This window comes from Pseudomonas sp. GW823-FHT02F05, assembly GCF_058797315.1.
Map to the genome: position 1 here is coordinate 1 of NZ_JBXAJM010000022.1, position 25,659 is coordinate 25,659.

25 protein-coding genes are annotated in these 25,659 nt (G+C 61.9%); 11 read left to right on the forward strand and 14 right to left on the reverse strand.

All coding sequences use genetic code 11. From position 1 onward, the window contains the following. Window positions 1-162: 162 nt before the first annotated feature. Window positions 163-951 carry a substrate-binding periplasmic protein gene (locus AC1RAC_RS23100; protein ID WP_072448046.1) on the reverse strand — a complete coding sequence of 263 codons (789 nt, stop codon included), beginning with the start codon at window positions 949-951 and terminating at the stop codon, window positions 163-165. Between the two features lie 92 nt (window positions 952-1,043). Continuing rightward, on the reverse strand, window positions 1,044-1,667 hold the full coding sequence (locus AC1RAC_RS23105) for a TetR/AcrR family transcriptional regulator (RefSeq protein ID WP_034126813.1): 624 nt from the start codon (window positions 1,665-1,667) through the stop codon (window positions 1,044-1,046). 153 nt (window positions 1,668-1,820) lie between these two features. On the opposite strand from AC1RAC_RS23105, the gene AC1RAC_RS23110 reads away from it, so the two are divergent. The 8 genes from AC1RAC_RS23110 (at window position 1,821) to ppnP (ending at window position 11,228) form a co-directional block, all read left to right on the forward strand. Further along, window positions 1,821-3,599 carry an acyclic terpene utilization AtuA family protein gene (locus AC1RAC_RS23110; protein WP_492617019.1) on the forward strand — a complete coding sequence of 593 codons (1,779 nt, stop codon included), beginning with the start codon at window positions 1,821-1,823 and terminating at the stop codon, window positions 3,597-3,599. A 12-nt stretch (window positions 3,600-3,611) separates the two neighbouring features. After that, entirely contained in the window at window positions 3,612-4,484 is an 873-nt protein-coding gene (locus AC1RAC_RS23115) for an SDR family oxidoreductase (RefSeq protein WP_492617020.1), read from the forward strand. Window positions 4,485-4,488: 4 nt separating this feature from the next. After that, window positions 4,489-6,102 (forward strand): geranyl-CoA carboxylase subunit beta, encoded by a 1,614-nt coding sequence (atuC, locus tag AC1RAC_RS23120; RefSeq protein ID WP_127881070.1) that lies wholly within the window; start codon window positions 4,489-4,491, stop codon window positions 6,100-6,102. Window positions 6,103-6,195: 93 nt separating this feature from the next. Then, entirely contained in the window at window positions 6,196-7,353 is a 1,158-nt protein-coding gene (gene atuD, locus AC1RAC_RS23125; protein ID WP_057976972.1) for a citronellyl-CoA dehydrogenase, read from the forward strand. Continuing rightward, window positions 7,350-8,111, forward strand: coding sequence for an enoyl-CoA hydratase/isomerase family protein (locus AC1RAC_RS23130; protein ID WP_492617021.1), 762 nt, complete (start codon window positions 7,350-7,352; stop codon window positions 8,109-8,111). The genes atuD and AC1RAC_RS23130 overlap by 4 nt, the downstream gene beginning before the upstream one ends. A 109-nt stretch (window positions 8,112-8,220) precedes the next feature. Then, window positions 8,221-10,104 (forward strand): acetyl/propionyl/methylcrotonyl-CoA carboxylase subunit alpha, encoded by a 1,884-nt coding sequence (locus tag AC1RAC_RS23135; RefSeq protein ID WP_492617022.1) that lies wholly within the window; start codon window positions 8,221-8,223, stop codon window positions 10,102-10,104. Window positions 10,105-10,178: 74 nt separating this feature from the next. Beyond that, a complete protein-coding gene (locus AC1RAC_RS23140) occupies window positions 10,179-10,721 on the forward strand; it encodes a 3'-5' exonuclease (RefSeq protein ID WP_181125474.1) in 543 nt (180 codons plus the stop codon). A 222-nt stretch (window positions 10,722-10,943) separates the two neighbouring features. Further along, window positions 10,944-11,228, forward strand: a complete 285-nt coding sequence (ppnP, locus tag AC1RAC_RS23145) for a pyrimidine/purine nucleoside phosphorylase (protein WP_003226701.1) — start codon at window positions 10,944-10,946, stop codon at window positions 11,226-11,228. A gap of 47 nt (window positions 11,229-11,275) precedes the next feature. On the opposite strand, the gene AC1RAC_RS23150 is transcribed toward ppnP, so the two are convergent. Together AC1RAC_RS23150 and AC1RAC_RS23155 are read right to left on the reverse strand one after the other, a co-directional pair. Further along, on the reverse strand, window positions 11,276-12,082 hold the full coding sequence (locus AC1RAC_RS23150; RefSeq protein WP_054920414.1) for an MOSC domain-containing protein: 807 nt from the start codon (window positions 12,080-12,082) through the stop codon (window positions 11,276-11,278). A 38-nt stretch (window positions 12,083-12,120) separates the two neighbouring features. Then, the gene (locus AC1RAC_RS23155; RefSeq protein WP_034126805.1) at window positions 12,121-13,056 is read right to left on the reverse strand and encodes a chemotaxis protein CheV; all 936 of its coding nucleotides are present in this window, start codon (window positions 13,054-13,056) and stop codon (window positions 12,121-12,123) included. 547 nt (window positions 13,057-13,603) lie between these two features. Here AC1RAC_RS23155 and AC1RAC_RS23160 point away from each other — a divergent pair. From AC1RAC_RS23160 to AC1RAC_RS23170, 3 genes are all read left to right on the forward strand, one after another. Beyond that, entirely contained in the window at window positions 13,604-14,047 is a 444-nt protein-coding gene (locus tag AC1RAC_RS23160) for a hypothetical protein (protein ID WP_169918712.1), read from the forward strand. 357 nt (window positions 14,048-14,404) lie between these two features. Further along, the gene (locus AC1RAC_RS23165) at window positions 14,405-15,298 is read left to right on the forward strand and encodes a sensor histidine kinase (RefSeq protein ID WP_060765047.1); all 894 of its coding nucleotides are present in this window, start codon (window positions 14,405-14,407) and stop codon (window positions 15,296-15,298) included. After that, window positions 15,295-15,954 carry a response regulator gene (locus tag AC1RAC_RS23170; protein ID WP_492617023.1) on the forward strand — a complete coding sequence of 220 codons (660 nt, stop codon included), beginning with the start codon at window positions 15,295-15,297 and terminating at the stop codon, window positions 15,952-15,954. The genes AC1RAC_RS23165 and AC1RAC_RS23170 overlap by 4 nt, the downstream gene beginning before the upstream one ends. Here the strand turns inward: AC1RAC_RS23170 and yegS are convergent. The 10 genes from yegS to AC1RAC_RS23220 form a co-directional block, all read right to left on the reverse strand. Then, window positions 15,913-16,833, reverse strand: a complete 921-nt coding sequence (yegS, locus tag AC1RAC_RS23175) for a lipid kinase YegS (RefSeq protein WP_072448056.1) — start codon at window positions 16,831-16,833, stop codon at window positions 15,913-15,915. The two genes, AC1RAC_RS23170 and yegS, sit on opposite strands and share 42 nt — an antisense overlap. A gap of 223 nt (window positions 16,834-17,056) precedes the next feature. Beyond that, entirely contained in the window at window positions 17,057-17,449 is a 393-nt protein-coding gene (locus AC1RAC_RS23180) for a DUF2802 domain-containing protein (RefSeq protein ID WP_057976958.1), read from the reverse strand. Further along, window positions 17,450-17,932, reverse strand: a complete 483-nt coding sequence (locus AC1RAC_RS23185) for a chemotaxis protein CheW (RefSeq protein ID WP_003192896.1) — start codon at window positions 17,930-17,932, stop codon at window positions 17,450-17,452. A gap of 79 nt (window positions 17,933-18,011) precedes the next feature. Next, window positions 18,012-18,803, reverse strand: a complete 792-nt coding sequence (locus tag AC1RAC_RS23190) for a CheW domain-containing protein (protein ID WP_492617024.1) — start codon at window positions 18,801-18,803, stop codon at window positions 18,012-18,014. Further along, a complete protein-coding gene (locus AC1RAC_RS23195; RefSeq protein WP_014719332.1) occupies window positions 18,803-19,591 on the reverse strand; it encodes a ParA family protein in 789 nt (262 codons plus the stop codon). Before AC1RAC_RS23195 ends, AC1RAC_RS23190 begins: the two co-directional genes overlap by 1 nt. A gap of 51 nt (window positions 19,592-19,642) precedes the next feature. Further along, window positions 19,643-20,530 carry a flagellar motor protein MotD gene (motD, locus tag AC1RAC_RS23200; protein ID WP_014719333.1) on the reverse strand — a complete coding sequence of 296 codons (888 nt, stop codon included), beginning with the start codon at window positions 20,528-20,530 and terminating at the stop codon, window positions 19,643-19,645. A gap of 205 nt (window positions 20,531-20,735) precedes the next feature. Next, window positions 20,736-21,476, reverse strand: a complete 741-nt coding sequence (locus AC1RAC_RS23205) for a flagellar motor protein (RefSeq protein ID WP_003192902.1) — start codon at window positions 21,474-21,476, stop codon at window positions 20,736-20,738. After that, window positions 21,476-22,606 (reverse strand): protein-glutamate methylesterase/protein-glutamine glutaminase, encoded by a 1,131-nt coding sequence (locus AC1RAC_RS23210; RefSeq protein WP_034126798.1) that lies wholly within the window; start codon window positions 22,604-22,606, stop codon window positions 21,476-21,478. Before AC1RAC_RS23210 ends, AC1RAC_RS23205 begins: the two co-directional genes overlap by 1 nt. A 48-nt stretch (window positions 22,607-22,654) precedes the next feature. Then, window positions 22,655-24,856 carry a chemotaxis protein CheA gene (locus AC1RAC_RS23215; protein WP_072448066.1) on the reverse strand — a complete coding sequence of 734 codons (2,202 nt, stop codon included), beginning with the start codon at window positions 24,854-24,856 and terminating at the stop codon, window positions 22,655-22,657. 11 nt (window positions 24,857-24,867) lie between these two features. Further along, window positions 24,868-25,656, reverse strand: coding sequence for a protein phosphatase CheZ (locus AC1RAC_RS23220; RefSeq protein WP_003192906.1), 789 nt, complete (start codon window positions 25,654-25,656; stop codon window positions 24,868-24,870). Window positions 25,657-25,659 lie beyond the last annotated feature (3 nt).

Genomic DNA, 25,659 nt, shown 5'->3' on the forward strand with positions numbered 1-25,659 from the left:
TTTCAAAAGTGAGCCGCTGTAAAAGCGGAACCCTAAGTGGCCGTTACCGCAGGAATGGATATGTACACGGTCCAACTATGTTGACTGTCAGGCCGTCATCGCAGGCAAGCCAGCTCCCACAGTTGATCCCACTGAGCCCGAAGGATTTTACTTACTAAGACCTCAGGGCAGCGCCGTCACATCAATACGATACGGCTCAAAAATCTTCAGCATCTGGCCACTGTCGCGCAGACGCTTGAGCAGTTCGGCAAACGCCGGACCAGTGATCGGTGCCTTGGGCCGCAACAACGCATAGTGGTGATACACCTGGTCAATACGCTCCGACACCAAAAACTGCCCCGCCATGTCTGCGTTGCGCACCATGAAATCACTCAGGTACGAACGGGTAACCAGTGCAATATCCGCACGCCCACGAGCAACCATCAGCAAATTACTGTCATGGGAATAGGTCAACGTCGCGTTGAAACGCTCGGCCATGTTCTTGGGATCGGGATTGAAGTCGGCAAAGGCATAGTGATACCCGCTGAATACCGCCAGGCGCTTACCGGTGAGGTCGGCGAAGTAGCTCTGGTCGCGCCCGGGTTGACGCTGGGCAACGAATATTTCCGCATCTTCCAGCCCCATATCAACACTGGTATGGGCAATATTCTGCCAACCCCAGGACGGGTTTTCGAAGATGGCCATGTCGACCCGGCCTTGCTCGAAGTCACGAAAACGCCGGGGGATGGAGGTAGGCACCACCACGAACTGGTAATCCGTTTGCGCAGCGTTCAACGCCTCGACCAATTGCGGCAGCAACCCGGTGTCGGCGCCTTGTTCAGGGCGTACGGTGTAGGGCGGAAAATGCGCCGCGCCGATTCTCACCAACTGCGCGGCACCGGCCTGCGTCCACGCGGCGGTGCCCAGTGCCCATAAAGTAAGTCCTGCAGCCAGCCGCCATGGCGAAAACATCGAGGCACGCACCGTTGAAGAGTTCAATGCCGATAAGCTAGGCGTTTTTACTGGGGGAGACAACTTTCGCCAGCAAATTAATAACTTGCGCCTCAGTCCGACTTCAGCACCATCAACAAGGCCTCTTCGGCCAACTCCTCAAGGGTCAGGCTGCCTTGGGCGCGAAACCAGGTGGTGGTCCAGGACAAGGCGCCAGTGAGGAAGCGCCGGGTGATAAACACATCGCCCCGGATGTAGCCAGCGGCCTTGGCCTCGCCCAGTACCTGCAACCAGATCTGCTCATACACGTCACGCAGGGCCAGCACGTGCGCCTGGCCTTCGGCCGACAGCGAGCGCCATTCGTAGACCAGCACCGCCATGGCCTCGCCACTGCCACCCATGATCGACTGCAACTCGCAGCGGATCAGCGCCAGCACGCGTTCGCGCACCGTGCTCGCCTCCTCCAGTGAAGCGCGCATCATCGCGGTGTTGTAATGGATGGTTTCCTCCATCACCGCACGCAATATCTCATCCTTGCTCTTGAAGTGATGAAAGATGCTGCCGGACTGGATGCCCACGGCGCTGGCCAGATCTCGCACAGTGGTGCGCTCGAAACCCTTGTTGCGAAACAGATGAGCTGCGGTTTGCAGCAACTTGCCGCGGGCGCTCTCGGGGTCGGTCAATTGGCCACCATCGACCATGGTGCGCATCACCCCCAGGGCTTTGTGCTCATCCATGCTGCTCTCCTTCACGTCTACTGTCGTCTTGGCCGGCAATTTAGGCCGTGACTGCCACCCAAGCAAGCGCTTGGGTAAAACTTGTGACTGGAGTTTACAAACCAAGCGCTTGCTTGGTAGTCTCGGCACCAGCCCTTGGAGGAAGGATTTCTCATGAGCAAGACGGTACGTATCGGCTGCGCCAGCGCCTTCTGGGGCGACACCTGCACCGCCGCCGCCCAATTGGTGCAGGGCGGTGCCTTGGATTACCTGGTGTTCGATTACCTGGCGGAAGTCACCATGTCGATCCTCGTCGGTGCCCGCCTGAAAGACCCCAAGGCCGGTTACGCCACGGATTTTGTCGAGGTGCTTACGCCCCTGCTGGCGGATATCCAGCGCCAGGGCATCCGGGTGATCAGCAATGCCGGCGGTATCAACCCCCAGGCCTGCGCCGCCGCCCTGCAAGCAGCCTGCGATAACGCCCACATCCCGCTGAAAATCGCCGTGTTGCTCGGCGATGACCTGCACCCTCAACTCAAACAGCTGCCACCTGTCACCGACCTGTACAACGGCGCCCCGCTGCCGCCCCTGTGCGTGTCCGCCAACGCCTACCTCGGCGCACCGGGCATTGCCCAGGCATTGGGGCTCGGCGCCGATATTGTCATCACCGGCCGGGTGGTCGACAGCGCAGTGGTCAGCGCGGCACTGGTGCATGAATTCAATTGGTCATGGCAGGACTACGATCACCTGGCCCAGGCCGCCCTGGCCGGGCATATCATCGAATGCGGCGCCCAATGCACCGGCGGTAACTTCACCGACTGGCGTGACGTGCCCGACTACGAACACATCGGCTTCCCTATCGTCGAAGTCAGCGCCGACGGCCAGTTCACCGTCAACAAGGTCGAAGGCAGCGGCGGGCTGATCAGCGAACTCAGCGTGGCCGAACAACTGCTGTATGAAATCGGTGACCCGCGCGCCTATGTGCTGCCGGACGTGATCTGCGATTTCAGCCAGGTCAAACTGCAGCAACAAGGCAAACACGCGGTGCGCCTGCACGGCGCCAAGGGCCTGCCACCCACCGACCAGTACAAGGTCAGCGCCACCTACCCCGATGGCTTTCGCTGCACCGCCAGTTGCCTGCTCGCTGGCATCGACGCGGTGGCCAAGGCCGAGCGGGTCAGCCAGGCGCTCATCAACAAGACTTCGGAGCTGTTCAGCCAGCGCGGCTGGGCGCCCTACACCGACGTCAACATCGAACTGCTCGGCAGCGAAGCCACCTACGGCGCCCACGCCCGGCGTGCGGATTGCCGCGAAGTGGTGGTGAAGCTGGCGGTGCGGCATCCGAACAAGCAGGCGCTGGTACTGTTCGCTCGCGAGATCGCCCAGGCGGCCACCGGCATGGCACCGGGGCTGACCGGCATTGTGGGCGGGCGGCCGACGGTGTATCCGCTGATTCGGCTGTTTTCGTTCCTGGTCGACAAATCACGGTGTAGCGTCGCCATCGAGTACCAAGGCCAACGTCATGCCGTCGAGCTGCCCGCCTCCGCGTCTCTGCTCACGCCCGCTGCGCCCATCGAGCCGGCCAAGCCCCAGGGCCGTGCCGATGCCAGTGTGCCGCTGGTGAAACTCGCCGTGGCGCGCTCTGGTGACAAGGGCAACCACAGCAATATCGGCGTGATCGCCCGCCACCCCGACTACCTGCCGTGGATCGCCGAAGCCCTGACCCCGGAGGTGATCGTCGACTGGATGGACCACGTGCTCGACCCGATCCATGGCCGCGTCGAGCGCTGGTACTTGCCCGGCAGCCACAGCCTGAATTTCCTGATGGAGAATGCCCTGGGCGGCGGCGGTATCGCCAGCCTGCGCATCGACCCGCAAGGCAAAGCCTTCGCCCAGCAACTGCTGGAAATCCCCATCGCCGTGCCGCAACACATTGCCGATCAACTCACCTAAAGGACCGTCGCCGTGGCCTTCGACTCGATCTTCAAAGCCGACCTGTTCAAGGGGCAAACCGTGATTATCACCGGAGGCGGCAGTGGCATTGGCCGCTGCACCGCCCATGAGCTGGCGGCCCTTGGTGCCTGCGTGATCCTGGTGGGGCGCAAGCCAGAAAAACTGCAGAAGGTCGCGGCGGAAATTGCTGAAGATGGCGGCGTCGCCCATTGGCATGCCTGTGACATTCGTGAGGAAGAGGCGGTGGAAGCGCTGGTCACGCAGATCCTGCACGACCACGGCCCCATCCATGGCCTGGTGAATAACGCGGGCGGCCAATACCCGTCGCCACTGGCGGCGATCAATCAGAAGGGCTTTGAAACCGTACTGCGCACCAACCTGGTGGGCGGTTTCCTGATGGCGCGGGAAGTGTTCAACCAGTCGATGAGCAAGCACGGTGGCGCGATCGTCAACATGCTCGCCGACATGTGGGGCGGCATGCCCGGCATGGGCCACTCCGGCGCGGCGCGCTCCGGCATGGACAACGTCACCAAGACCGCCGCGTTTGAGTGGGGCTATGCCGGGGTGCGCGTCAACGCCGTGGCGCCTGGCTGGATTGCCTCCAGCGGCATGGACACCTACGAAGGCGCGTTCAAGGCGGTGATTCCCACCCTGCGTGAGCATGTACCGCTCAAGCGCATCGGCACCGAGTCGGAAGTCAGCGCGGCCATCGTCTTCCTGCTCAGCCCGGCTGCGGCCTTTATCAGCGGTAGCACCCTGCGCATCGACGGCGCCGCCAGCCTGGGCAGCCGCGCATGGCCGCTGCACAAGGCGCAGGCGCCGAGCGAGCCATTCAACGGGTTCCACCGCGCCTACCTGCCGGATGTGCTCAAGGCGGAGCAATAACGCCATGTCAGTCATTGAAACCATGATCGAGCCTAACAGCCCAGCGTTCGCGCAAAACCGCGAAGCCATGCTGGCGTCCATTGCCCAGCTACGCCAACTGGAACACACCCTGCTGGCCAAGGCCCAGGAAGCCAAGCCCAAGTTCGACAAGCGCGGCCAATTGCTGCCCCGTGAGCGCCTCAACCTGCTGCTGGACCCCGGCGCGCCTTTCCTGGAGCTGGCCAGTCTGGCCGGCTACAAACTCCACGACGACAAGGACGGTAGCGCCGCCGGTGGCGGGCTGATCGCTGGTATCGGCTATGTCAGCGGCGTGCGCATGCTGGTGGTGGCCAACAACAGCGCGATCAAAGGCGGCACCATTTCCCCCTCCGGGCTGAAAAAATCCCTGCGCCTGCAACAGATCGCCATGGAGAACAAACTGCCAGTGGTGACCCTCGCCGAAAGCGGCGGCGCCAACCTCAACTACGCAGCCGAGATTTTCGTCGAAGGCGCGCGCAGCTTTGCCAACCAAGCACGCATGTCCGCCATGGGCTTGCCGCAGATCACCGTGGTGCACGGCTCGGCCACGGCCGGTGGTGCGTATCAGCCGGGCTTGTCGGATTACGTGGTGGTGGTGCGCGGCAAGGCCAAGCTGTTCCTCGCCGGGCCACCGTTGCTCAAGGCCGCCACCGGCGAAGTCGCCACCGATGAAGAACTGGGGGGTGCGCAGATGCACGCGCAAACCGCAGGCACCGCTGAGTACCTGGCCCAAGACGATGCCGACGGCGTGCGCATCGTGCGTGAAATTGTGGGCCTGCTGCCCTGGAATGACCGCTTGCCGCACGCGCCACCCCGCGCCTATCGCGAACCGCTGTACCCGATTGAAGAGCTGTTGGGGCTGATTCCCGATGACCCAAAAAAGCCCTATGACGTGCGCGAAATCCTGGCGCGCCTGGCCGACGGTTCCAACCTGCTGGAATTCAAAGGCGAGTTCGACCCCCACACCGTCTGCGCCCATCTGCATATCCAGGGGCGCGCCGTGGGAGTGATCGGCAATAACGGCCCCATCACCCCAAAGGGCGCGAGCAAGGCCGCGCAGTTTATCCAGCTGTGCGACCAGAGCCGTACGCCGCTGCTGTTCTTGCATAACACCACCGGCTTCATGGTGGGCACCGAGTCGGAACAGCAAGGGGTGATCAAGCACGGCGCGAAGATGATCCAGGCGGTGGCCAATGCCCGCGTGCCTAAACTCACCATCGTGGTCGGGGGTTCCTACGGTGCCGGCAACTACGCCATGTGCGGCCGCGGCCTGGACCCGCGCTTTATCTTCGCCTGGCCCAACAGCCGCACCGCGGTAATGGGCGGCGCACAAGCGGGCAAGGTGCTGCGCATTGTCACCGAGGCCAAGCAACTCAAGGACGGCCTGGTGCCCGACCCCAAGGTGCTCGACATGCTCGAACAGGTCACCGCGCAGAAGCTCGACAGCCAGTCCACCGCCCTCTACGGCAGCGCCAACCTGTGGGACGACGGGCTGATTGATCCACGGGATACCCGCACCTTGCTCGGGTTTGTGCTGGATATCTGTCACGAAGCCGAACTGCGGCAACTGCAACCGAACAGCTTTGGCGTGGCGCGCTGAACGTTCCCACGCTCCACGTGGGTGATCGTTCCCACGCTCCGCGTGGGAATGCAAACCAGGACGCTCCGCGTCCCAACAGGGAGAACAATAAAAATGATCTTCACCCAGGAACACCAGGAACTGCGCCGCACCGTGCGCGCCTTCGTCGACCGCGAGATCAACCCGTACGTGGATGAATGGGAAAAAGCCGGGCGCTTCCCCATTCACGAAATCTTCCGCAAGGCCGGCGACCTCGGCCTGCTGGGCATCTCCAAACCGGAAAAATTCGGCGGCATGGGCCTGGACTACAGCTACTCCATTGTCGCCGCCGAAGAGTTCGGCATCATCCGCTGCGGCGGCATCCCCATGTCCATTGGTGTGCAGACCGATATGTGCACTCCGGCCCTGGCGCGCTTCGGCTCCGATGAACTGCGCGAAGAGTTCCTGCGCCCGGCCATCAGCGGCGAACAAGTGGGCTGCATCGGCGTCTCGGAAACCGGCGCCGGCTCCGACGTGGCCGGGCTCAAGACCCATGCGCGCAAGGACGGCGACGACTACGTGATCAATGGCAGCAAGATGTGGATCACCAATTCGCCCAGCGCTGACTTCATCTGCCTGCTGGCCAACACCTCGGACGACAAGCCGCACATCAACAAATCCCTGATCATGGTGCCGATGAACAGCCCCGGCATCAGCGTCAGCCCGCCGTTGGAAAAACTCGGCATGCACAGCTCCGAGACCGCCCAGGTGTTTTTCGACGGCGTGCGCGTACCGCAACGCAACCGCATCGGCCACGAAGGCGCGGGCTTTATGATGCAGATGTTGCAGTTCCAGGAGGAACGCCTGTTTGGCGCGGCCAATATGATCAAGGGCCTGGAGTACTGCATCGACAGCACCATCGAATACTGCAAGGAGCGCCAAACCTTCGGCAAGGCGTTGATCGACAACCAGGTGATCCACTTCCGCCTGGCGGAACTGGCCACCGAAATCGAATGCCTGCGCGCCTTGGTCTACCAGGCCACCGAGCAGTACATCAAGGGCCAGGACGTCACGCGGCTGGCCTCCATGGCCAAACTCAAGGCCGGGCGCCTGGGCCGTGAGGTCAGCGACAGCTGCCTGCAATATTGGGGCGGCATGGGCTTCATGTGGGACAACCCGGTGGCCCGCGCCTATCGCGACGTGCGCCTGGTGTCGATTGGCGGCGGTGCCGACGAAATCATGCTGGGCATCATCTGCAAACTGATGGGCACCCTGCCCGGTAAAAAACCATGAACACCTTGCTGCTAGAAGCCCACAACGGCGTGCTGCATATCACCCTCAACCGGCCCGAATGCCGCAATGCAATGAGCCTTGAAATGGTCAATGAGCTGCGTGCGGTACTGGCGCAGTTGGACAGCCAGGTGCGCGCCGTGGTGATCAGCGGCGCGGGCGGGCATTTTTGCGCGGGGGCCGATGTGAAGGATCTGGTCAGCGCGGGGGATCAACTGCAAGCGTTGAACCGCGCATTTGGCACCTTGCTGCAAGAGGTGCAGGCACTGACACCCGTGGTGATCGCGGTGCTGCAAGGCGCGGTGCTGGGCGGTGGGTTCGGGCTGGCGTGCGTGAGTGATATTGCGATTGCAGAGGGCCAGGCGCAGTTCGGCTTGCCCGAGACCCGCCTGGGCTTGTTGCCGGCGCAGATTGCGCCGTTTGTGGTTAAGCGTATTGGCCTCACCCACACGCGGCGCCTGGCGCTGACGGCGGCGCGGTTTGATGGGGTGGAGGCTGGGCGGCTGGGAGTGGTGCATTTTGTCGAGCACGACGCCCAGGCATTGGCGCAGCGGGTGGATGAGGTATTGGGGCAGGTGTTGCAGTGTGCGCCGCGGGCGAACGCGCGGACTAAAGCGCTGTTGCTGGCCAGTGTGGATGAGCCCCTTGAGGCCGTGCTGGATCGCGGGGCGCAGTGGTTTGCCGAGGCGGTGAGGAGTGAAGAAGGGGTTGAGGGGACGCAGGCGTTTGTGCAGAAGCGAAAGCCGAGTTGGTGCAAATGACGCCTTCGCGAGCAAGCCCGCTCCCACAGGGGGAGACATTTCAAATGTGGGAGCTGGCTTGCCTGCGAAGAGGCCCCAACACACGCCACATCCACCAAGGGATAACCCAATGCCCGCATTCACCAAGATCCTGATCGCCAACCGCGGTGAAATCGCCTGCCGCATCCAGCGCACTGCCCAGGCCCTCGGCTACCGCACCGTGGCCGTGTACAGCGACGCGGATACCGATGCCCTGCACGTGCAGATGGCCGACGAAGCCGTACACATCGGCCCGGCGCCCGTACACCAGTCCTACCTGAACACAGAGGCCATCCTCGCCGCCGCCCAACTGACCGGCGCCGACGCCATTCACCCCGGCTACGGCTTCCTCTCGGAAAACCCCGACTTCGCCCGCGCCTGCCAGCAGGCCACGCTCACCTTCATCGGCCCCAGCGCCGAGGCGATCGAACTGATGGGCAGCAAACGCCTGTCCAAACTCGCCATGCTCGACGCCGGCGTACCTTGCATCGCCGGCTATCAAGGCAGTGCCCAGGACGATGCCACCCTGCAACGGGAAGCCGAACGCATCGGCTTCCCACTGATGATCAAGGCCAGCGCCGGCGGCGGTGGGCGTGGCATGCGCCTGGTGCACCAGCGCGAACAGCTGCTGGAGCAACTGCGCACCGCACGCTCGGAAGCCATGAATGCGTTCGGCAGCGACGAACTGATCCTCGAACAGGCGCTGATCGACCCGCGCCACGTGGAAGTGCAGCTGTTCGGTGACAGCCATGGCAACCTCATTTACCTCGGCGAACGCGACTGTTCGATCCAGCGCCGCCATCAGAAAGTCATTGAAGAAGCGCCCTGCCCCGTGATGACGCCCGATCTGCGCCAGGCCATGGGCGAAGCCGCGCTCAAGGCCGGGCGGGCGGTGAACTATGTAGGTGCCGGCACCGTGGAGTTTCTGCTCGACCGCAACGGCCAGTTTTATTTCCTGGAAATGAACACGCGCCTGCAAGTCGAACACCCCGTCACCGAGATGATTACCGGCCTCGACCTGGTGGACTGGCAGTTGCAGATCGCCGCCGGCCAACCGCTGCCACTCACCCAATCACAGGTGACCCTGACCGGCCACGCCATGGAAGTACGCCTGTACGCCGAAGACCCGGCCCAGGGCTTCCTGCCGCAAACCGGTGACGTGTTGCGTTGGGAACCAGCCCCCGACGTCCGCATCGACCATGGATTGCTTGAAGGCCAAACCGTCAGCCCGTTCTACGACCCGATGCTGGGCAAGATCATCGCCCACGGCGCCAGCCGCGAAGAAGCCCGGCGAAAACTGCTGCGGGCCGTGGAAGACAGCGTATTGCTGGGCGTGGCGACCAACCAGCGTTTGCTCATCGACCTGCTCAAGCACCCGGACTTTATCAATGGCGACTTCAGCACGGGGTTGATCGCCGAACACTTCAGCGTCATCCCACAGCAGACGGCGACCGCTGAACAGCTCAAGCTGGCCGCCGCGCTGTTTTATCAACACAGCGCCAACCAGCACACCCAAACACTTGCGCGCTGGCGCAATACGGCGAGTGTCCCGGTAACGTACCGTCTGGAGGCCAACGGCCAACTCCACAGCGTCAGCGTTGACGACCTGCAACTCACCACCGACGGCCGCCACGCCAGCCTGGTCATCAAGGGGGTCCGCCGACGCATCGCTTATCACCTGGACGGCAACCGGCTATGGCTACCAGGGCTGACCGTCACAGACCGCACCCAGCAAGTCGCCAGCCGCCAGGCCGACGCCAGCAGCGGCACGGTCCAGGCGCCCATGGACGGCGCCATCGTCGATATTCGGGTGTGCGTCGGTGAGACCGTCAGCAAAGGCCAACTGTTGCTGGTGCTCGAAGCGATGAAAATGGAGCACCCGTTGAAGGCCGGCATTGATGGCACCGTCAAGGAGATGCGCGTCATGACGGGCGACCAGGTGCGCAACCGTCAGGTTTTGCTGGAGATCGAATAACGCCCCTAGGCGGAACTACAGGGCCGGGCTACGCTCTATCCCCATCAGGAAGGGACGAGTACGGGAACCTGCACATGCCTCATTGGCTGATTATTGACCTTGAAGCCACAACGGATGACGGCGGCTGGCCCGTGACAGAGATGGAAGTCATCGAGATCGGCGCCAGCCTGGTCAACCGCCAGGGCCGCGAACTGGACCACTTCCAGCGCTTTGTGCGGCCCTTGCGCCGGCCATTGCTGACACCCTTTTGCCGCAAACTCACCCATATCACCCAGGCCAATATCGACATGGCCGCGCCGATCACCGAGGTGTGGCCGCTGTTCGAGCGCTGGCTGGGCCAACATCAGCCACGCCTGGAAGGCTGGGCCAGTTGGGGTGACTATGATCGCGTGCAGCTTGAGCTGGAGTGGCAGCGCCATGGCCTCGCCAGCGCCTTGGGCGAAACCCCGCATGTGAACCTCAAGCAACGCTTTGCCAAGGCCCGGCGCCTGGACAAGCCGCTGGGGCTCAATGGTGCGCTGCAATTGGCAGGAATGCAGTTCAATGGCCAGCAGCATCGCGCCCTGGAGGATGCACGCAACACCGCACGCCTGCTGCCGCTGATATTGCCGGTCTAGGCAGCGCTTGCAGCCTTGGGCATACTGGCCAGCCAATTTCCTTTGATGCTGCCCACCTGCACCAACGAAATCCTGTGGCGAGCAAGCTTGCTTGCGCTGGGGTGCGAAGCTCCCCCAAAAAACGGGGACTGCTACGCAGTCAACGGGAGCAAGCTCCCTCGCCACAGAAGCCCGCGCCTGCAGTGATGAGCGTAAGCATCCATCTTTTCCGAGGATTCACCCATGTTCAAAGTCAACGAGTACTTCGACGGCACCGTCAAGTCGATCGCTTTCGGCACCGCAGAAGGGCCGGCGACCATCGGCGTGATGGCTCCGGGTGAATACGAATTCGGCACCGCCCAACGTGAAATCATGCACGTGGTCTCCGGCGCCCTGACCGTGAAGCTGCCCGACAGCAGCGACTGGGAAACCTTCGCTGCCGGCAGCCAGTTCAACGTACCGGCCAACAGCAAGTTCCAGTTGAAGGTTGCGGTGGACACCGCCTACCTGTGTGAATACCGCGGCTAAGCGGTACCCGGCACACAAAAAGCCCGTCTCCCACGAGACGGGCTTTTTTATTCCAGCACCGTTACCGGCATGCCGACTTCCAGGCGCCCGATGCCATCGTTGACCAGGTTCTGGCCGAACATCGCGCCCTTTTCGGTCTGGCGGTAGGTTTGCAGCGTCGCGAAAGGCTCGCGGTCGGGGCTGCGCTCACCGGTCTGGGGGTCGACTGTGGTGAGGATGCACCGCGAGCACGGCTTGACCACCCGAAACTCCACGTCGCCGATGCGCAAGCGCTTCCAGCCGTCTTCGGCGAAAGCCTCGGCGCCCTCGATGACCAGGTTGGGACGAAAACGCAGCATCTGCATCGGGCGGCCGATCTTTTCACACAAGTCGTCGAGGGAGCCCTGGCCGATCAACAGCAACGGGTAGCCGTCAGCGAAGCCGACCTTGTCGTCATCCTTGCCATACCCGGCTTCGGTGGTGCGCGCACGTTCCAGGGGCAGTTGCACCAAGCGCGTCGGCTTGCCAATGAATGCACTGACCCAGGCCGCGGCCTCATCGCCAGCATCCGGCACACGCAGGGTGTCGCGCCAGATGGTCACACCACGCAGTTCGCTGGCGCTGCCCGGCAATGCCACATCCAATGGCGCGTAGCCCGGCGAACTCAGGGTCAGGCCCCCGCTGCTGTTCCACAACGCCGAGAGCTGGCTCATCTTCGCCACGGCCCGTTGCGTCAGGAACCGCCCGCTGGCTTCATCCACCAGCATCCAGCGTCGATCCCCGTCCAACCCGAGTTTATCCAGGCCAATCTGCTGCAAGGCTTCGGCCTTGCCGGACTTCAAGGGGTAACGGTACAACGCGCTGAGACGCAGCATGGGCCTGCCTTCCTAGGAAACAAAGTGTCATCCTAAAGTCAGGCGGGCATTTCGTCCAACATCAGTCGCTGGCGTACCACGTCCACCAGCTTGTCCGGCTGGAATTTGGAGAGGAAATTGTCGCAGCCGACCTTTTTGACCATCGAGTCATTGAAGCTGCCCGACAGCGAGGTGTGCATCACCACGTACAGACCACGCAGGCGCGGGTCGTTGCGGATTTCGGTAGTGAGACGGTAGCCATCCATCTCGGGCATTTCGGCGTCGGTGAAGATCATCAGCAGTTTGTCGGTCATCACCTGGCCGCTGTCGGCCCAAGCCTTGAGCATGTTCAGTGCCTTGAGACCGTCGCTGGCGACGTGCATCTTCACGCCCAACTGGCCCAGGGTGTCACGCAACTGCGACAACGCCACGTTGGAATCATCCACCAGAAGCACTTCGCGGCCACGGGCACGCTCCAGCACCGGGTCTTCAAGTTTGTCCCGGGAGACCTTGGCGTTGTAGGGCACGATCTCGGCGAGGACTTTTTCCACGTCGATGATTTCCACCAGTTGCTCATCGACCTTGCTGATGGCGGTGAGGTAGTGCTGGCGACCGGCGCTGGTCGGCGGCGGCAGGATGGCTTCCCAGTTCATGTTGACGATGCGGTCGACACCGCCCACCAGGAACGCCTGCACCGAGCGATTATATTCGGTGACGATAATGGTGCTGTTGGGGCCCGGCACCAAAGGACGCATGCCGATGGCCTGGGACAGATCGATCACCGGCAGGGTCTGGCCACGCAGGTTGACCACCCCACACACGAACGGGTGGCGCTGGGGCATCAGGGTCAGCTTGGGCAACTGCAGCACTTCCTGCACTTTGAACACGTTGATCGCGAACAACTGCCGTCCGAAGAGGCGGAACATGAGAATTTCCAGGCGATTCTCACCCACCAATTGCGTGCGTTGATCTACCGTGTCGAGAATGCCGGCCATTAAAAGCTCCTGGTGTACACGCCGCAGGCGCGTGAAAGGGTATGCAGCTGTATAAGCACGTTATCGGCGGCAAGCGCCGGACCTTGACCCCAATAAAATGCCATGCAAATCCATTGATGTCACACTGACATCATGCTTTACTGCTTGGGCCCTTGATGCTCTATCAAGCCGCCTTGCGCGACAGTCGAATTGACGTGCAGTTCCACCACATAGGGGATTCCCCTATACGCAATCAGGCCCAACCTGATATTCGCGATATCTAATAGCCATTAATGTGACGCCATTCTCATTGCATGAATGGAGTCAGGCTTTTGTTTGCCCACCCAAGCCCTTGGTCTACGGGCCTTTCAGGCACTCACCTATCGGCAACTGAAGTTGCGTCATCCCGCCTAACAGCGGTTAAAGGCGGCATTCGTGAGTTTTTCAATAAACGTCCTACTGGATTATCGGAAGCAACCTACACGCCCCAGTCGTATTTCAGCGCTAATTTTAAGCCATTCACCCGGTGCGACATCTCATCACCCGACCTTAAGTTGTGGAGACTTGCATGATGAATAGCGCGAACGAATGGCAAACCGCGCTTCCCGAGTTTTTGCTGGAAGCCGAAATGCTGCTGGCCAAGTCCGAGGAATGCCTGAACCACCTGCATTTGATCCGCAATGACAGCGACGCCATCGACTGCATGAAAACCAGCTTGGCCAAACTGGCAGAAAAAGCCGATGGCCTGGCCTTGCAGGCGATCAGCGAGTTCTCCCGGCATATTCAATACCTGATCGCCAATGCCGTGAGCCCGGTGCAACTGCATGACCAGGCCCTGGAGGCGTTGCACGACTGCCTGAGGTTACTGGCTTGGCAACTGGAGCTGATTGACATCCGTACCGGGGAACTGGGCCTGGATGACAGTGAGCAAACTTCGCTGATTGCCACGGTGACCTCGCAGATTCCGCAAAAAGACTACGGCCATCAGCAGCGTCTACAGCAGAGGTCTTAAATCAAGGAGAGGTCGTATTTAATACCGTGTTATCTAAAAGCGACCGTTTAAGCCAAAGATGAAACACTTCTAGAGACTGAAGAAATATCAATTAGCCAGCACCTTAAAAATTGTACAAATCAGTCTAACTAATACAACTCAAGAGCGCTGGCCTGACCGTCAGGGCATTGACGTGGTTAATATATCGAGGGAGGAATATGCCAGGCGACCAACGGTAATAGTGGTGGTACCATGCCCCGCTCGAAATGAAGCAACTTCATTATGGATAACCACGATCCGGCACCGCACTCTCGACAGAGCCCAGTCAACCGCCGTGACCGGTCTTCGCGCAGTGAACCCTCATTGGCTCCATCCGCTATGTACGCCAGCCTCAAGTCACTCATCGCAAGGTTCGTGTCCCGCCGCCATGCGCGCCCCCTCATCCTTGCCCTGTGCCTGTGCTCACTGCTGGTCAGCCTGTGGGTTTACCTGCAAGGCGCGCCGCTGCCATTAGTGATTGTGTTGCTCAACCTGGTCACGTTGGCAGTGGTCGCCCTGCACCAGTGGCGCTCGCGCAAAGCCATCAAGTTCCAGCCCCAGGAGCTGGCCGACCGCCTGCTGCAAGTCCAGGAAAACGAACGCCACCGCCTCAGCCGCGAGCTGCACGATGACATCGGCCAACTGCTGACCGCCGCCAAGTTGCAGAGCGAATGGTTGCAGCGTCGACTGCCCCAAGACCTGCAAATTCATTGCTCGGTGCTGTGCAATACGCTCAATGAAACCCTGGCCAAGGTGCGCGACGTGTCCGCCATTCTCAACCCTCGCCAACTGGCAAGCCTGGGGCTGGAAGCCAGCCTGCGCGCGCACCTGCTCAAGGCCCTGGAAAATACCCAGGTGTGCTGGAGCCTGGAGTGTCAGCAACGCCTCACCGGCATTCCCGAAGAAATGGCCGTGGCGGCCTTTCGCATCACCCAGGAAGCGGTCACCAACATGCTGCGCCATGCGAAGGCACACAACCTGCTGGTGCGCCTGCAACGCTTGCCGGAAGGGCTGTCACTGACGATATGCGATGACGGTCAGGGCTTCGCACCTGCCGCCGACCCCGGCAAGGAAGGCCAACGGGGCATGGCCGGCATGTGCGAACGGGCCCACCAGTTGGGCGGCACCGTGTCCGTCAGCAGCCAGCCGGGCAACGGCACACGCATCCACGCACTTTTCCCCTGGCCCCCCCGCGCCCTCGAACGGGCCAGTGCCCATAAGGTTCTCCGGTGACCTGCAATCTGCTCCTGGTCGATGACCATGCCTTGATCCGCGCCGGCGTGCGTGCACTGATCCTGGATATCCCCGGCTACGCCGTCGTTGGAGAGGCCAGCGATGGCGCGCAACTGCTTGAGAAATTCTGCGCCCTGCAGCCCGACATTGTGCTGCTGGACCTGTCGATGAAACACACCGGGGGCCTGGATGCCTTGCAGCAACTCAAGCGCGCCTACCCCAAGTGCAAAGTGCTGATCCTGTCGATGCACACCGATCCCGAGATGATCATGCGCGCCCTTGAGTCTGGTGCCCACGGCTACCTGCTCAAGGACACCACCGCCAACGAGCTGGAACATGCCCTGCAGGCGCTGCGTAACAACGAACGCTACCTGAGCCCCGCCATCGCCCACACAGTGATCAACCAGGCGCTGATCCGTAGCCAGGCCCCCAGTGCGCCTGTCGCCCACAGCCACAGCCTGACGGCGCGGCAACTGGAAATCCTGCGCTTGATCGTGCGCGGCAAATCCACCCGGGAAATTGCCCACGGCCTGGGCCTGAGCATCAAGACTGTCGAAGCCCACCGCTCGCAGATCATGAAGCGCTTGCAGATTTTTGACGTGGCGGGCCTGGTGTTATTTGCCGTGCGTGAGCAGATCATCAGCCTGGACGACTAACGGCGAACCCAGCGGCAAGTGCACGCGCAGGGCCTTGGGCAGCGCCTCGAAGTGCAGGTCGTCGCCTTCCAGCGGCTCGCCGTCGAGGTTGATGTACAAGCCTTGTGCGACCTTGATCTTCACCCACGGCAAGCGTGCGCGCACGAACATGGTGTCCAGGCCCCAGCCGTTGTTCATCAACTCACGCAACGTGCCCACCACTTCCTGGGGCGCCGGCAGGATGCTGACATCCAACAGCCCGTCATCAGCCAATGCACCGGGGCACAACACATGCCCGCCACCGGCCTGGCGACCGTTACCGATGCCCAGCGCGAGCAACTCGCCTTTCCAATGGAAATCCGGGCCTTCCAATTCACCGTAGGCGGCTTTCAATTCACTGAAGCGGGTTAAACCGGTAAACAGGTACGCGGCACCGCCCAGGACCTTCTTCAGGTCTTCGGACGTGTTGGCCGTGACCTGGCTGCCAAAACCACCGGTGGCCATGTTCAGGAAGATTTGCCCACCGACCTGGCCCAGGTCAATCGCCTTGGGCTGTACGTCCAGCAAGGCCAGGGCGCCTGCCGGCTCCAACGGCACGCCGGCGGCCTTGGCGAAATCATTGGCGGTGCCCAGGGGCATCAGCACCAGGCTGGCGTCGGTGTTGGCATGGGCCATGGCTTCGGCCACATCGCGCAAGGTGCCGTCGCCACCGCCGGCAATGATATGGGTGTACCCCTCGGCCAGGGCTTCATTGACCAGTCGCCGGGCATCACCGCCCTCCCAGGTCACCCGCACCGCCAACTCCCCACCCTGCTCACGCCGCGACAGCACAGCAGCGCGCACATCCTCGTTGAGGGCTTGTTTGCCGTGGAGGATCAACAGGGCTTTGGGGGCGGTCATTTGGGAGAATCTCCTGGGTCAAGGTGCTTGAAGGATGTTGACCTTTGGGGAACAGGAAAAGTCTGTGGCTGGAGAAAATTGATTGAGGTATGCAGATCAAAATGTGGGCTGTCAGGCAGATAGATGTCGGCTGGCAGGCCGTCATCGCAGGCAAGCCAGCTCCCACAGTTGGATCGTTGGGCGCAAGGTAGAGAAGCGTCGGCTGCCAGGCCGCTATCGAGAATCAGCCCTTGTGCAACTTGCTCATCAACTGCGCCTCAGCCTGGGTCAGCCCGCACGACTGGGTCAACTCATCCACCGTCGCCCCCATGCCAACCAGCTTGGCCGCCTGGGCAAACGACAGGTTCGACGGATCACGCTGCTCCAACTGCACCAACCTGTCGGGCAACGGCGCGAGAATCGCGCGCAGTTCATGCACTTCATCCCCAACCCGCACCGCACTTTGCTGGAAGTGATCAACACGCTTGACCAGTTCCAGAATGCGCCGGTCGCGCACCGCATCGCGCTCGGCCTGTTGCAAGGCTGACTCCCGCTGCTGGCGCATAGAGCGCAGCACAAACGCCAAGGTCCCGGCCCACAACAGGGCCAGGACAATCACCGCTGCCTCAAGGAACAATCAGATGCTCTCCAGTTCCGACCATTCTTCTTCGCTCATCATCTTGTCCAGCTCAACCAGAATCAGCAGCTCGCCGTTCTTGTTGCACACGCCCTGGATGAACTTGGCCGACTCTTCGTTACCCACGTTCGGTGCGGTTTCCACTTCCGATTGGCGCAGGTAAACCACCTCGGCCACGCTGTCGACCAGGATGCCAACCACTTGCTTGTCGGCTTCGATGATCACGATACGGGTGTTGTCGCTGACTTCAACCGTGTCCAGACCGAACCGCTGACGGGTGTCGATCACCGTCACCACGTTGCCGCGCAGGTTGATGATGCCCAGCACGTAGCTTGGCGCGCCTGGAACCGGGGCGATCTCGGTGTAGCGCAACACTTCCTGCACCCGCATCACGTTGATGCCGTAGGTTTCGTTGTCCAGCTTGAAGGTCACCCATTGCAGGATCGGATCATCCAAACCTTGTGCGGACGCTGACTTGTTCATTCATCTGACCCCTTCAAATGCCGCTATCGACGGCGTGTGTGCACGTAGGCCGCGCAACCGCACGGCCCTTATTGTTCAATCAACTGCGTTTGTTCTGTGGCATTGCCTTCACCGCACCACTGGCGATCAACTCGGCCAGTTCGGCGACATCCAGCAACGCGCACATGTGTTCGATCACAGTGCCCGCCAGCCACGGCCGCTGGCCGCGGTGGCTGCGCCATTTGATTTCATTGGGGTCCAGGCGCAACGAGCGGCTGACTTGATGCACCGCCAGCCCCCACTCGTAGCCCTGCACCGAAATCACGTATTGCAGGCCCTGGCGAAAATCATCGCGGTAGCGGTCGGGCATCACCCAACGCGCCGTGTCCAGCACCTTGAGGTTGCCGGCCTGGCTGGGCAGGATGCCGAGGAACCACTCCGGCTGCCCGAACAGCGGCGTCAGCTCCTGGCCTTCCAGGGAATAGATCGAGCCCAGGCACACCAGCGGCACCGCCAGGGTCAACCCGGCAACGTCGAACAGCAGGCACTCGAACGGCTCGGCAGCCCATGAGGGCCGACCGTCGCCCGTCACCGGCGGCGGCGTGAGGCTGGGCGGCAGGTGCACTTCCACCAGCGGTTCAACCACCGGGGGCGCCACCACCGCCGGGACGCTTGGCACCACCACGGGAGCCTCCACCACCTGCGCATCCCGTGCCTGTTCTTCCATCACCGCCTGCTGGAATTCATCCAGCGGGCTTTCGGGTTCGACAGCAGGCTCAAGTACCAGAATCGGTTCTGGCAGTTCCTCGGCTGTCGCATCCTGCAGCAAGGCATCCAGGTAGGATTCCAGTGCCAGTTGCGGGCGGGTCTTGAATTCGACAGGACGGTTCATCACGCCACCTGCGCCACAAGTTGTTGCGACAGCAGGTGTTTGAGCAACGCACGGTAGGCCAGCACGCCACGGCTCTTGCCGTCGAACTGCGACGGTGTGAGCCCGGCACGGCTGGCGTCACGCAGGCGCGTGTCCACCGGGATGTAGCCATTCCAGATGGTGTCCGGGTAGGCATCGCGCAATACGCGCAAGGTGCCGAGGGACGCCTGGGTGCGACGGTCGAACAAGGTCGGCACGATGCTGAACGGCAGCGCCTGCTTGCGCGAACGGTTGATCATCGCCAGGGTGCTGACCATACGCTCCAGGCCCTTGACCGCCAGGTGCTCGGTCTGCACCGGGATCACCAATTGCTGGCTGGCCGCCAACGCATTGACCATCAGCACGCCGAGCAACGGCGGGCTGTCGATGATCGCGTAATCGAAGTCCTGCCACAGCTGCGCCAGGGTCTTGGCGATCACCAGGCCCAGGCCGCTCTGGCCTGGCGACTGGCGCTCCAGGGTGGCCAGGGCGGTGCTCGACGGCAACAGGGAAATGCTTTCGTTGCTGGTGGGCAACAGCAGTTGCCCAGGCAGATCCGCCGGCACGCTGCCCTTGTGTAAAAACAAGTCATAGCAGCTGTGTTCCAGCGCATCCGGGTCGTAGCCGAAATAGCTGGTCATGGAACCGTGGGGGTCCAGGTCGACCACGACCACACGCTTGCCCGCTTCGGCCAGCAAGCCGGCCAAGGCGATGGAAGTGGTGGTCTTGCCGACCCCACCCTTTTGATTGGCAACTGCCCAGACTCTCATTCGGTTGGTTCCTCCCGGCGGGCACAGGCGCGACCGAGACATTGCATACGGTTATTGAGCCAGCGACGGAGAATTGACGTTACTCGGTCGGACCGGCGGTTTGACAACGGGCGGTGCAGTTTGTGTGCCAGCACGCTTCAACGCCGCATCCGGGGTGGCATTGGCGGTACCGGTACCGGTCAGGCTGCGACGCACATCCAGGTTGCGCGAGACCACCAGCACCACCCGGCGGTTACGGGCACGGCCTTCCACCGTGGCGTTATTGGCCACCGGCTGGAATTCACCATAGCCCACCGACGCCAGGCGCTGGGGGTTCACGCCCTGCATGGCCAACATGCGCACGATGCTCGATGCGCGGGCCGAGGACAGTTCCCAGTTGGTCGGGTACTGCGCAGTGCTGATAGGGAAATTGTCGGTGAAGCCTTCCACGTGGATCGGGTTTTCAAACGGTTTGAGGATCGCCGCCACCTTGTCGATGATCGTGAACGCCTGGTCACTGGGCAACGCATCGGCACTGGCGAACAACAGACTGGAGTTCAGCTCGATCTCCACCCACAACTCATTGCCGCGCACGGTCATCTGGTTGGAGCTGATCAGGTCGCCAAAGGCGGCACTGATATCGTCGGCGATACTTTTGAGCGGGTCGCTGGTGCCTTGGATGCCGGCGGCGGTTTCATCACTGTCATTGACCAGGGGCTTGGCCGGGGTCACGGTCTTGGGCCGCTCTTCGCCGATAGGGATCGGCTTGAGCGACCGCTCGGCATCGTTGAACACGCCCACCAGCGCCTGGGAAATGATCTTGTACTTGCCTTCGTTGATCGACGAGATCGAGTACATCACCACGAAAAACGCGAACAGCAAGGTGATGAAGTCCGCGTAGGACACCAGCCAACGCTCGTGGTTGACGTGTTCTTCAGGCTCGCGACGGCGACGGCTCACAGGCAAATACCTCCCTGACCGCTATTGGCCGCTTTACTGTGGCGAGCGAGCTTGCTCGCGCTGGGGCGCGAAGCGGCCCCCATCCAGGCAACGCATTTGTTCAGACAGATTGCTGTGCCTGGTTTTGGGGCTGCTTCGCAGCCCAGCGCGAGCAAGCTCGCTCGCCACATAAAGCTCACTGGCCACAGGTCAATGCGCATACCCATCAATCCATGAAGCCCTGAAGCTTCAATTCGATGGAGCGCGGGTTTTCGCCCTCGGCAATCGACAGGATGCCTTCGAGCAACATTTCGCGATAACGCGACTGGCGCATGGCAATCGACTTGAGCTTGCTGGCCACCGGCAGCAACACCAGGTTGGCACTGGCCACGCCGTAGATGGTCGCGACAAATGCCACGGCAATGCCGCTGCCCAGTTGCGAAGGGTCGGCCAGGTTGCCCATCACGTGGATCAGGCCCATCACCGCGCCGATGATGCCAATGGTCGGCGCATAGCCGCCCATGCTTTCAAAGACTTTGGCCGCATTGATGTCACGGCTTTCCTGAGTGTAGAAATCCACTTCGAGGATGCTGCGGATCGCTTCCGGTTCGGCGCCATCGACCAATAGTTGCAGGCCTTTGCGCGCGTAGCTGTCAGGTTCGGCATCGGCCACGCCTTCCAGGCCCAGCAGGCCTTCCTTGCGGGCGGTGAGGCTCCAATTGACCACGCGGTCGATGCCTCCAGCCAGGTCGACCCGTGGCGGGAAAATGATCCACACCAGAATCTGCATGGCACGCTTGAACGAGCTCAGGGGCGACTGCAACAACGCCGCGCCCACGGTGCCACCGATCACGATCAGCGCTGCCGGGCCGTTGGCCAAGGCGCCGAGGTGGCCGCCTTCCAGGTAGTTGCCACCAATGATGGCGACAAATGCCATGGTGATGCCGATCAGGCTCAACACATCCATCAGAGGCAGGCCTCCACCAGGTGCTTGCCGATGTCGTCCAGGCTGTAGACCGCATCGGCCAGGTCAGCCTTGACGATGGCCATGGGCATGCCATAGATCACGCAACTGGCTTCATCCTGGGCCCAGATGGCGCTACCGCCCTGTTTGAGCAGGCGCGCACCTTCACGGCCATCGGCGCCCATGCCGGTGAGCACCACCGCCAGAACTTTGTCGCCGTAGGACTTGGCTGCAGAACCGAAGGTGATGTCCACGCACGGCTTATAGTTCAGGCGCTCATCGCCCGGCAGGATTTTGATCGCGCCACGCCCGTCCACCATCATCTGCTTGCCGCCCGGCGCCAGCAGTGCCAGGCCAGGACGCAGGATGTCGCCATCCTCGGCTTCCTTGACGGTAATACGGCACAGCTTGTCCAGGCGCTCGGCGAAGGCTTTGGTGAACGCCGCCGGCATGTGTTGCACCAGCACAATCGGCGCCGGGAAGTTGGCCGGCAGTTGGGTCAGGACCCGCTGCAAGGCCACCGGGCCGCCAGTGGAGGTGCCGATGGCGACCAGTTTGTAAGCCTTGCGCTTGGGCGCGGGCGAATGCGCACTCGGCGCTGCGGCGGCACGTACCGGCGCTACCGCAGGCCGGGCCACGGGCGCAGGCGCCGGGCGCGCAAACGACGAGGTCGGCGCCGCTGCTGCGGGCGCAGGCGTGGCAGCTGGCGCGGGCGTGCTGAACAAGCTGCGACGGTTACTGCGGGAAATGCTGTGCACCTTCTCGCACAGCATCTGCTTGACCTTGTCAGGGTTGCGCGAGATGTCTTCGAAATTCTTCGGCAAAAAGTCCACCGCGCCGGCATCCAAAGCGTCGAGGGTCACCCGCGCGCCTTCGTGAGTCAGCGAGGAAAACATCAATACCGGTGTAGGGCAGCGTTGCATGATGTGGCGCACGGCCGTGATGCCATCCATCATCGGCATCTCGTAGTCCATGGTGATCACGTCCGGCTTCAAGGCAATGGCTTGATCGATCGCCTCTTTGCCGTTGGTGGCCGTGCCGACCACCTGGATCGTTGGATCAGCGGAAAGAATTTCCGAGACGCGGCGGCGGAAGAAACCCGAATCGTCCACCACCAGGACCTTGACTGCCATAAACACTCCGTTAGGCGGGGCGGGCATGACCGCCCTGCCCCACCAAAATCAAATACGCCGTGCGGCGTAACGCTTGAGCATGCTCGGAACATCGAGAATCAGTGCGATGCGACCGTCACCGGTAATGGTTGCGCCCGACATGCCTGGGGTTCCCTGCAGCATCTTGCCCAAAGGCTTGATCACCACTTCTTCCTGGCCCACCAGTTGGTCGACCACAAAGCCGATGCGCTGGGTGCCCACGGACAGAATCACCACATGGCCTTCGCGCTGTTCTTCATGGGCGGCCGAGGCCACCAGCCAGCGCTTGAGGTAGAACAGCGGCAACGCTTTGTCGCGCACGATCACCACTTCCTGGCCGTCCACCACGTTGGTGCGCGACAGGTCGAGGTGGAAGATCTCGTTGACGTTGACCAGCGGGAAGGCGAACGCCTGGTTGCCCAGCATCACCATCAGGGTCGGCATGATCGCCAGGGTCAACGGCACCTTGATGACGATCTTGGAGCCCTGGCCCTTGGTCGAGTAGATATTGATCGAGCCGTTGAGCTGGCTGATCTTGGTCTTCACCACGTCCATGCCCACGCCACGCCCGGACACGTCGGAGATCTCGGTCTTGGTCGAAAACCCCGGGGCAAAGATCAGGTTGTAGCACTCGGTATCGGTGAGGCGGTCGGCGGCGTCCTTGTCCATCACGCCGCGCTTGACCGCGATATTGCGCAAGATGGTCGGGTCCATGCCTTTGCCGTCATCGGTGATCGACAGCAGGATGTGGTCGCCCTCTTGCTCCGCCGCCAAAATCACTTTGCCGTTGCGGGACTTGCCCGCAGCTTCGCGTTCTTCCGGAGTTTCTACGCCGTGGTCGACCGCGTTGCGCACCAAGTGGACCAGCGGGTCGGCCAGGGCCTCGACGAGGTTTTTGTCGAGGTCGGTTTCTTCGCCCACCAGCTCCAGGTTGATTTCTTTCTTGAGCTGGCGCGCCAGGTCGCGAACCAGGCGCGGGAAACGGCCGAAGACTTTCTTGATCGGCTGCATCCGCGTTTTCATCACCGCGGTTTGCAGGTCGGCGGTGACCACGTCGAGGTTCGACACGGCCTTCTGCATGGCTTCGTCGCCACTGTTCAGGCCCAGGCGCACCAGGCGGTTACGCACCAGCACCAGTTCGCCCACCATGTTCATGATGTCGTCCAGGCGCGCGGTATCCACGCGCACGGTGGTTTCGGCTTCGCTGGCAGGTTTTTCCGCTGCCGCTGGGGCCGCTGCACGCGCAGGGGCCGGGGCGGCGGCAGGTGCTGGCTTGGCAGCCGGCGCAGGTTTGGCAGCAACCGGTGCCGCAGTGGCTGGTGCTGCAACCTGCGCGGCCGCGGCCGGGGCCACTTCGCTGAACTTGCCTTTGCCGTGCAACTCGTCGAGCAGGGCTTCGAATTCGTGATCGGAGATCAGCCCATCATCGGCAGGTGCTGCGCTGGCCGCTGGCGCAGCGGCGGCAGTGGCCGCCACCTCAGGCAGGGCTTCAGCCACAAATGTGCCTTTGCCATGCAGTTGGTCGAGAAGTGCCTCGAACTCGTCGTCGGTGATGTCGGTGCTGGCGTTGGCAGCGGGTGCTTCTGGCGCAGCGGCAGGCGGGGCCACGGCATCTGCTGCGAACTGGCCTTTGCCGTGCAACTGGTCGAGCAACGACTCGAATTCGGCGTCGGTAATGTCTTCACTGCTCGGCGTCGCGGCAGGCTGCACCGGCGCTTCAGCCTCGGCCTTGACCGCGCTGAGGGAGTTGAGCAGTTGTTCGAACTCACTGTCGGTCACGTCCGGCTCGGCTTGCGCCACCGGCTCCGGTGCGGCCTCGACCACCGGCGCAGCCGCGGTGTCGGCAGGTTCGGCCAGGCGCGCCAGGGCGGCCAGCAGTTCCGGCGTGGCGGCAGTGATCGGCGCACGTTCACGCACCTGGCTGAACATGCCGTTGACCGCATCCAGTGCTTCGAGAATCACGTCCATCAATTCCGAGTCGACGTGACGCTCACCCTTGCGCAGGATGTCGAAGACGTTCTCGGCGATGTGGCAGCACTCCACCAGCTCATGGAGCTGGAGGAAGCCGGCGCCCCCTTTTACAGTGTGAAAACCGCGAAAAATTGCATTGAGCAGGTTCGCATCATCCGGTCGGCTTTCCAGCTCGACCAGTTGTTCGGACAGTTGCTCTAGAATTTCGCCGGCCTCTACAAGGAAATCCTGAAGGATTTCTTCATCGGCGCCGAAGCTCATGTGGGTGCTCCTTAGAAGCCTAAACTGGATAACAGGTCATCTACGTCATCCTGACCTGACACAACGTCTTCACGTTTATCGGCATGAATCTGCGGACCTTCACCCTTGGCGAGATGTTTTTGTGGATCTTTTTCCGAGAGGATCGCTTCGCGGTCATGTTCGATGCCGGCAAAACGATCGACCTGGCCGGCCATCAGCACCAATTTGAGCAAGTTGCTTTCCACTTCGGTGACCAACTGGGTCACGCGCTTGATCACCTGACCGGTGAGGTCCTGGTAATCCTGGGCCAGCAGGATGTCGTTGAGGTTGCTGGCCACCGTGCGGTTTTCCTGTTCGCTGCGCGACAGGAACCCGTCGACGCGACGCGCCAATTCACGAAACTCTTCAGCGCCCACTTCGCGGCGCATGAAGCGGCCCCAGTCCTGGCTCAAGGCCTGGGCTTCGGTGGCCATGCCGTTGACCAGGGGCGTGGCGTTTTCCACCAGGTCCATGGTGCGGTTGGCCGCTGCCTCAGTCAGCCTGACCACATAGGACAGACGTTCAGTGGCATCAGTGATCTGGGAAATTTCTTCGGCCTGGGGCATGCGCGGGTCAATCTGGAAATTGACGATTGCGCTGTGCAGCTCGCGTGTGAGCTTGCCCACTTCCTGGTACAGGCCGCGGTCACGGGTCTGGTTAAGCTCATGGATCAACTGCACCGCATCGGCGAACTGGCCTTTTTCCAGGCTGTCGACCAACTGGTGAGCATGTTTTTTCAGGGTCGACTCAAAGTCGCCCTGTGACGTTTCGTTATGCTCCATAGC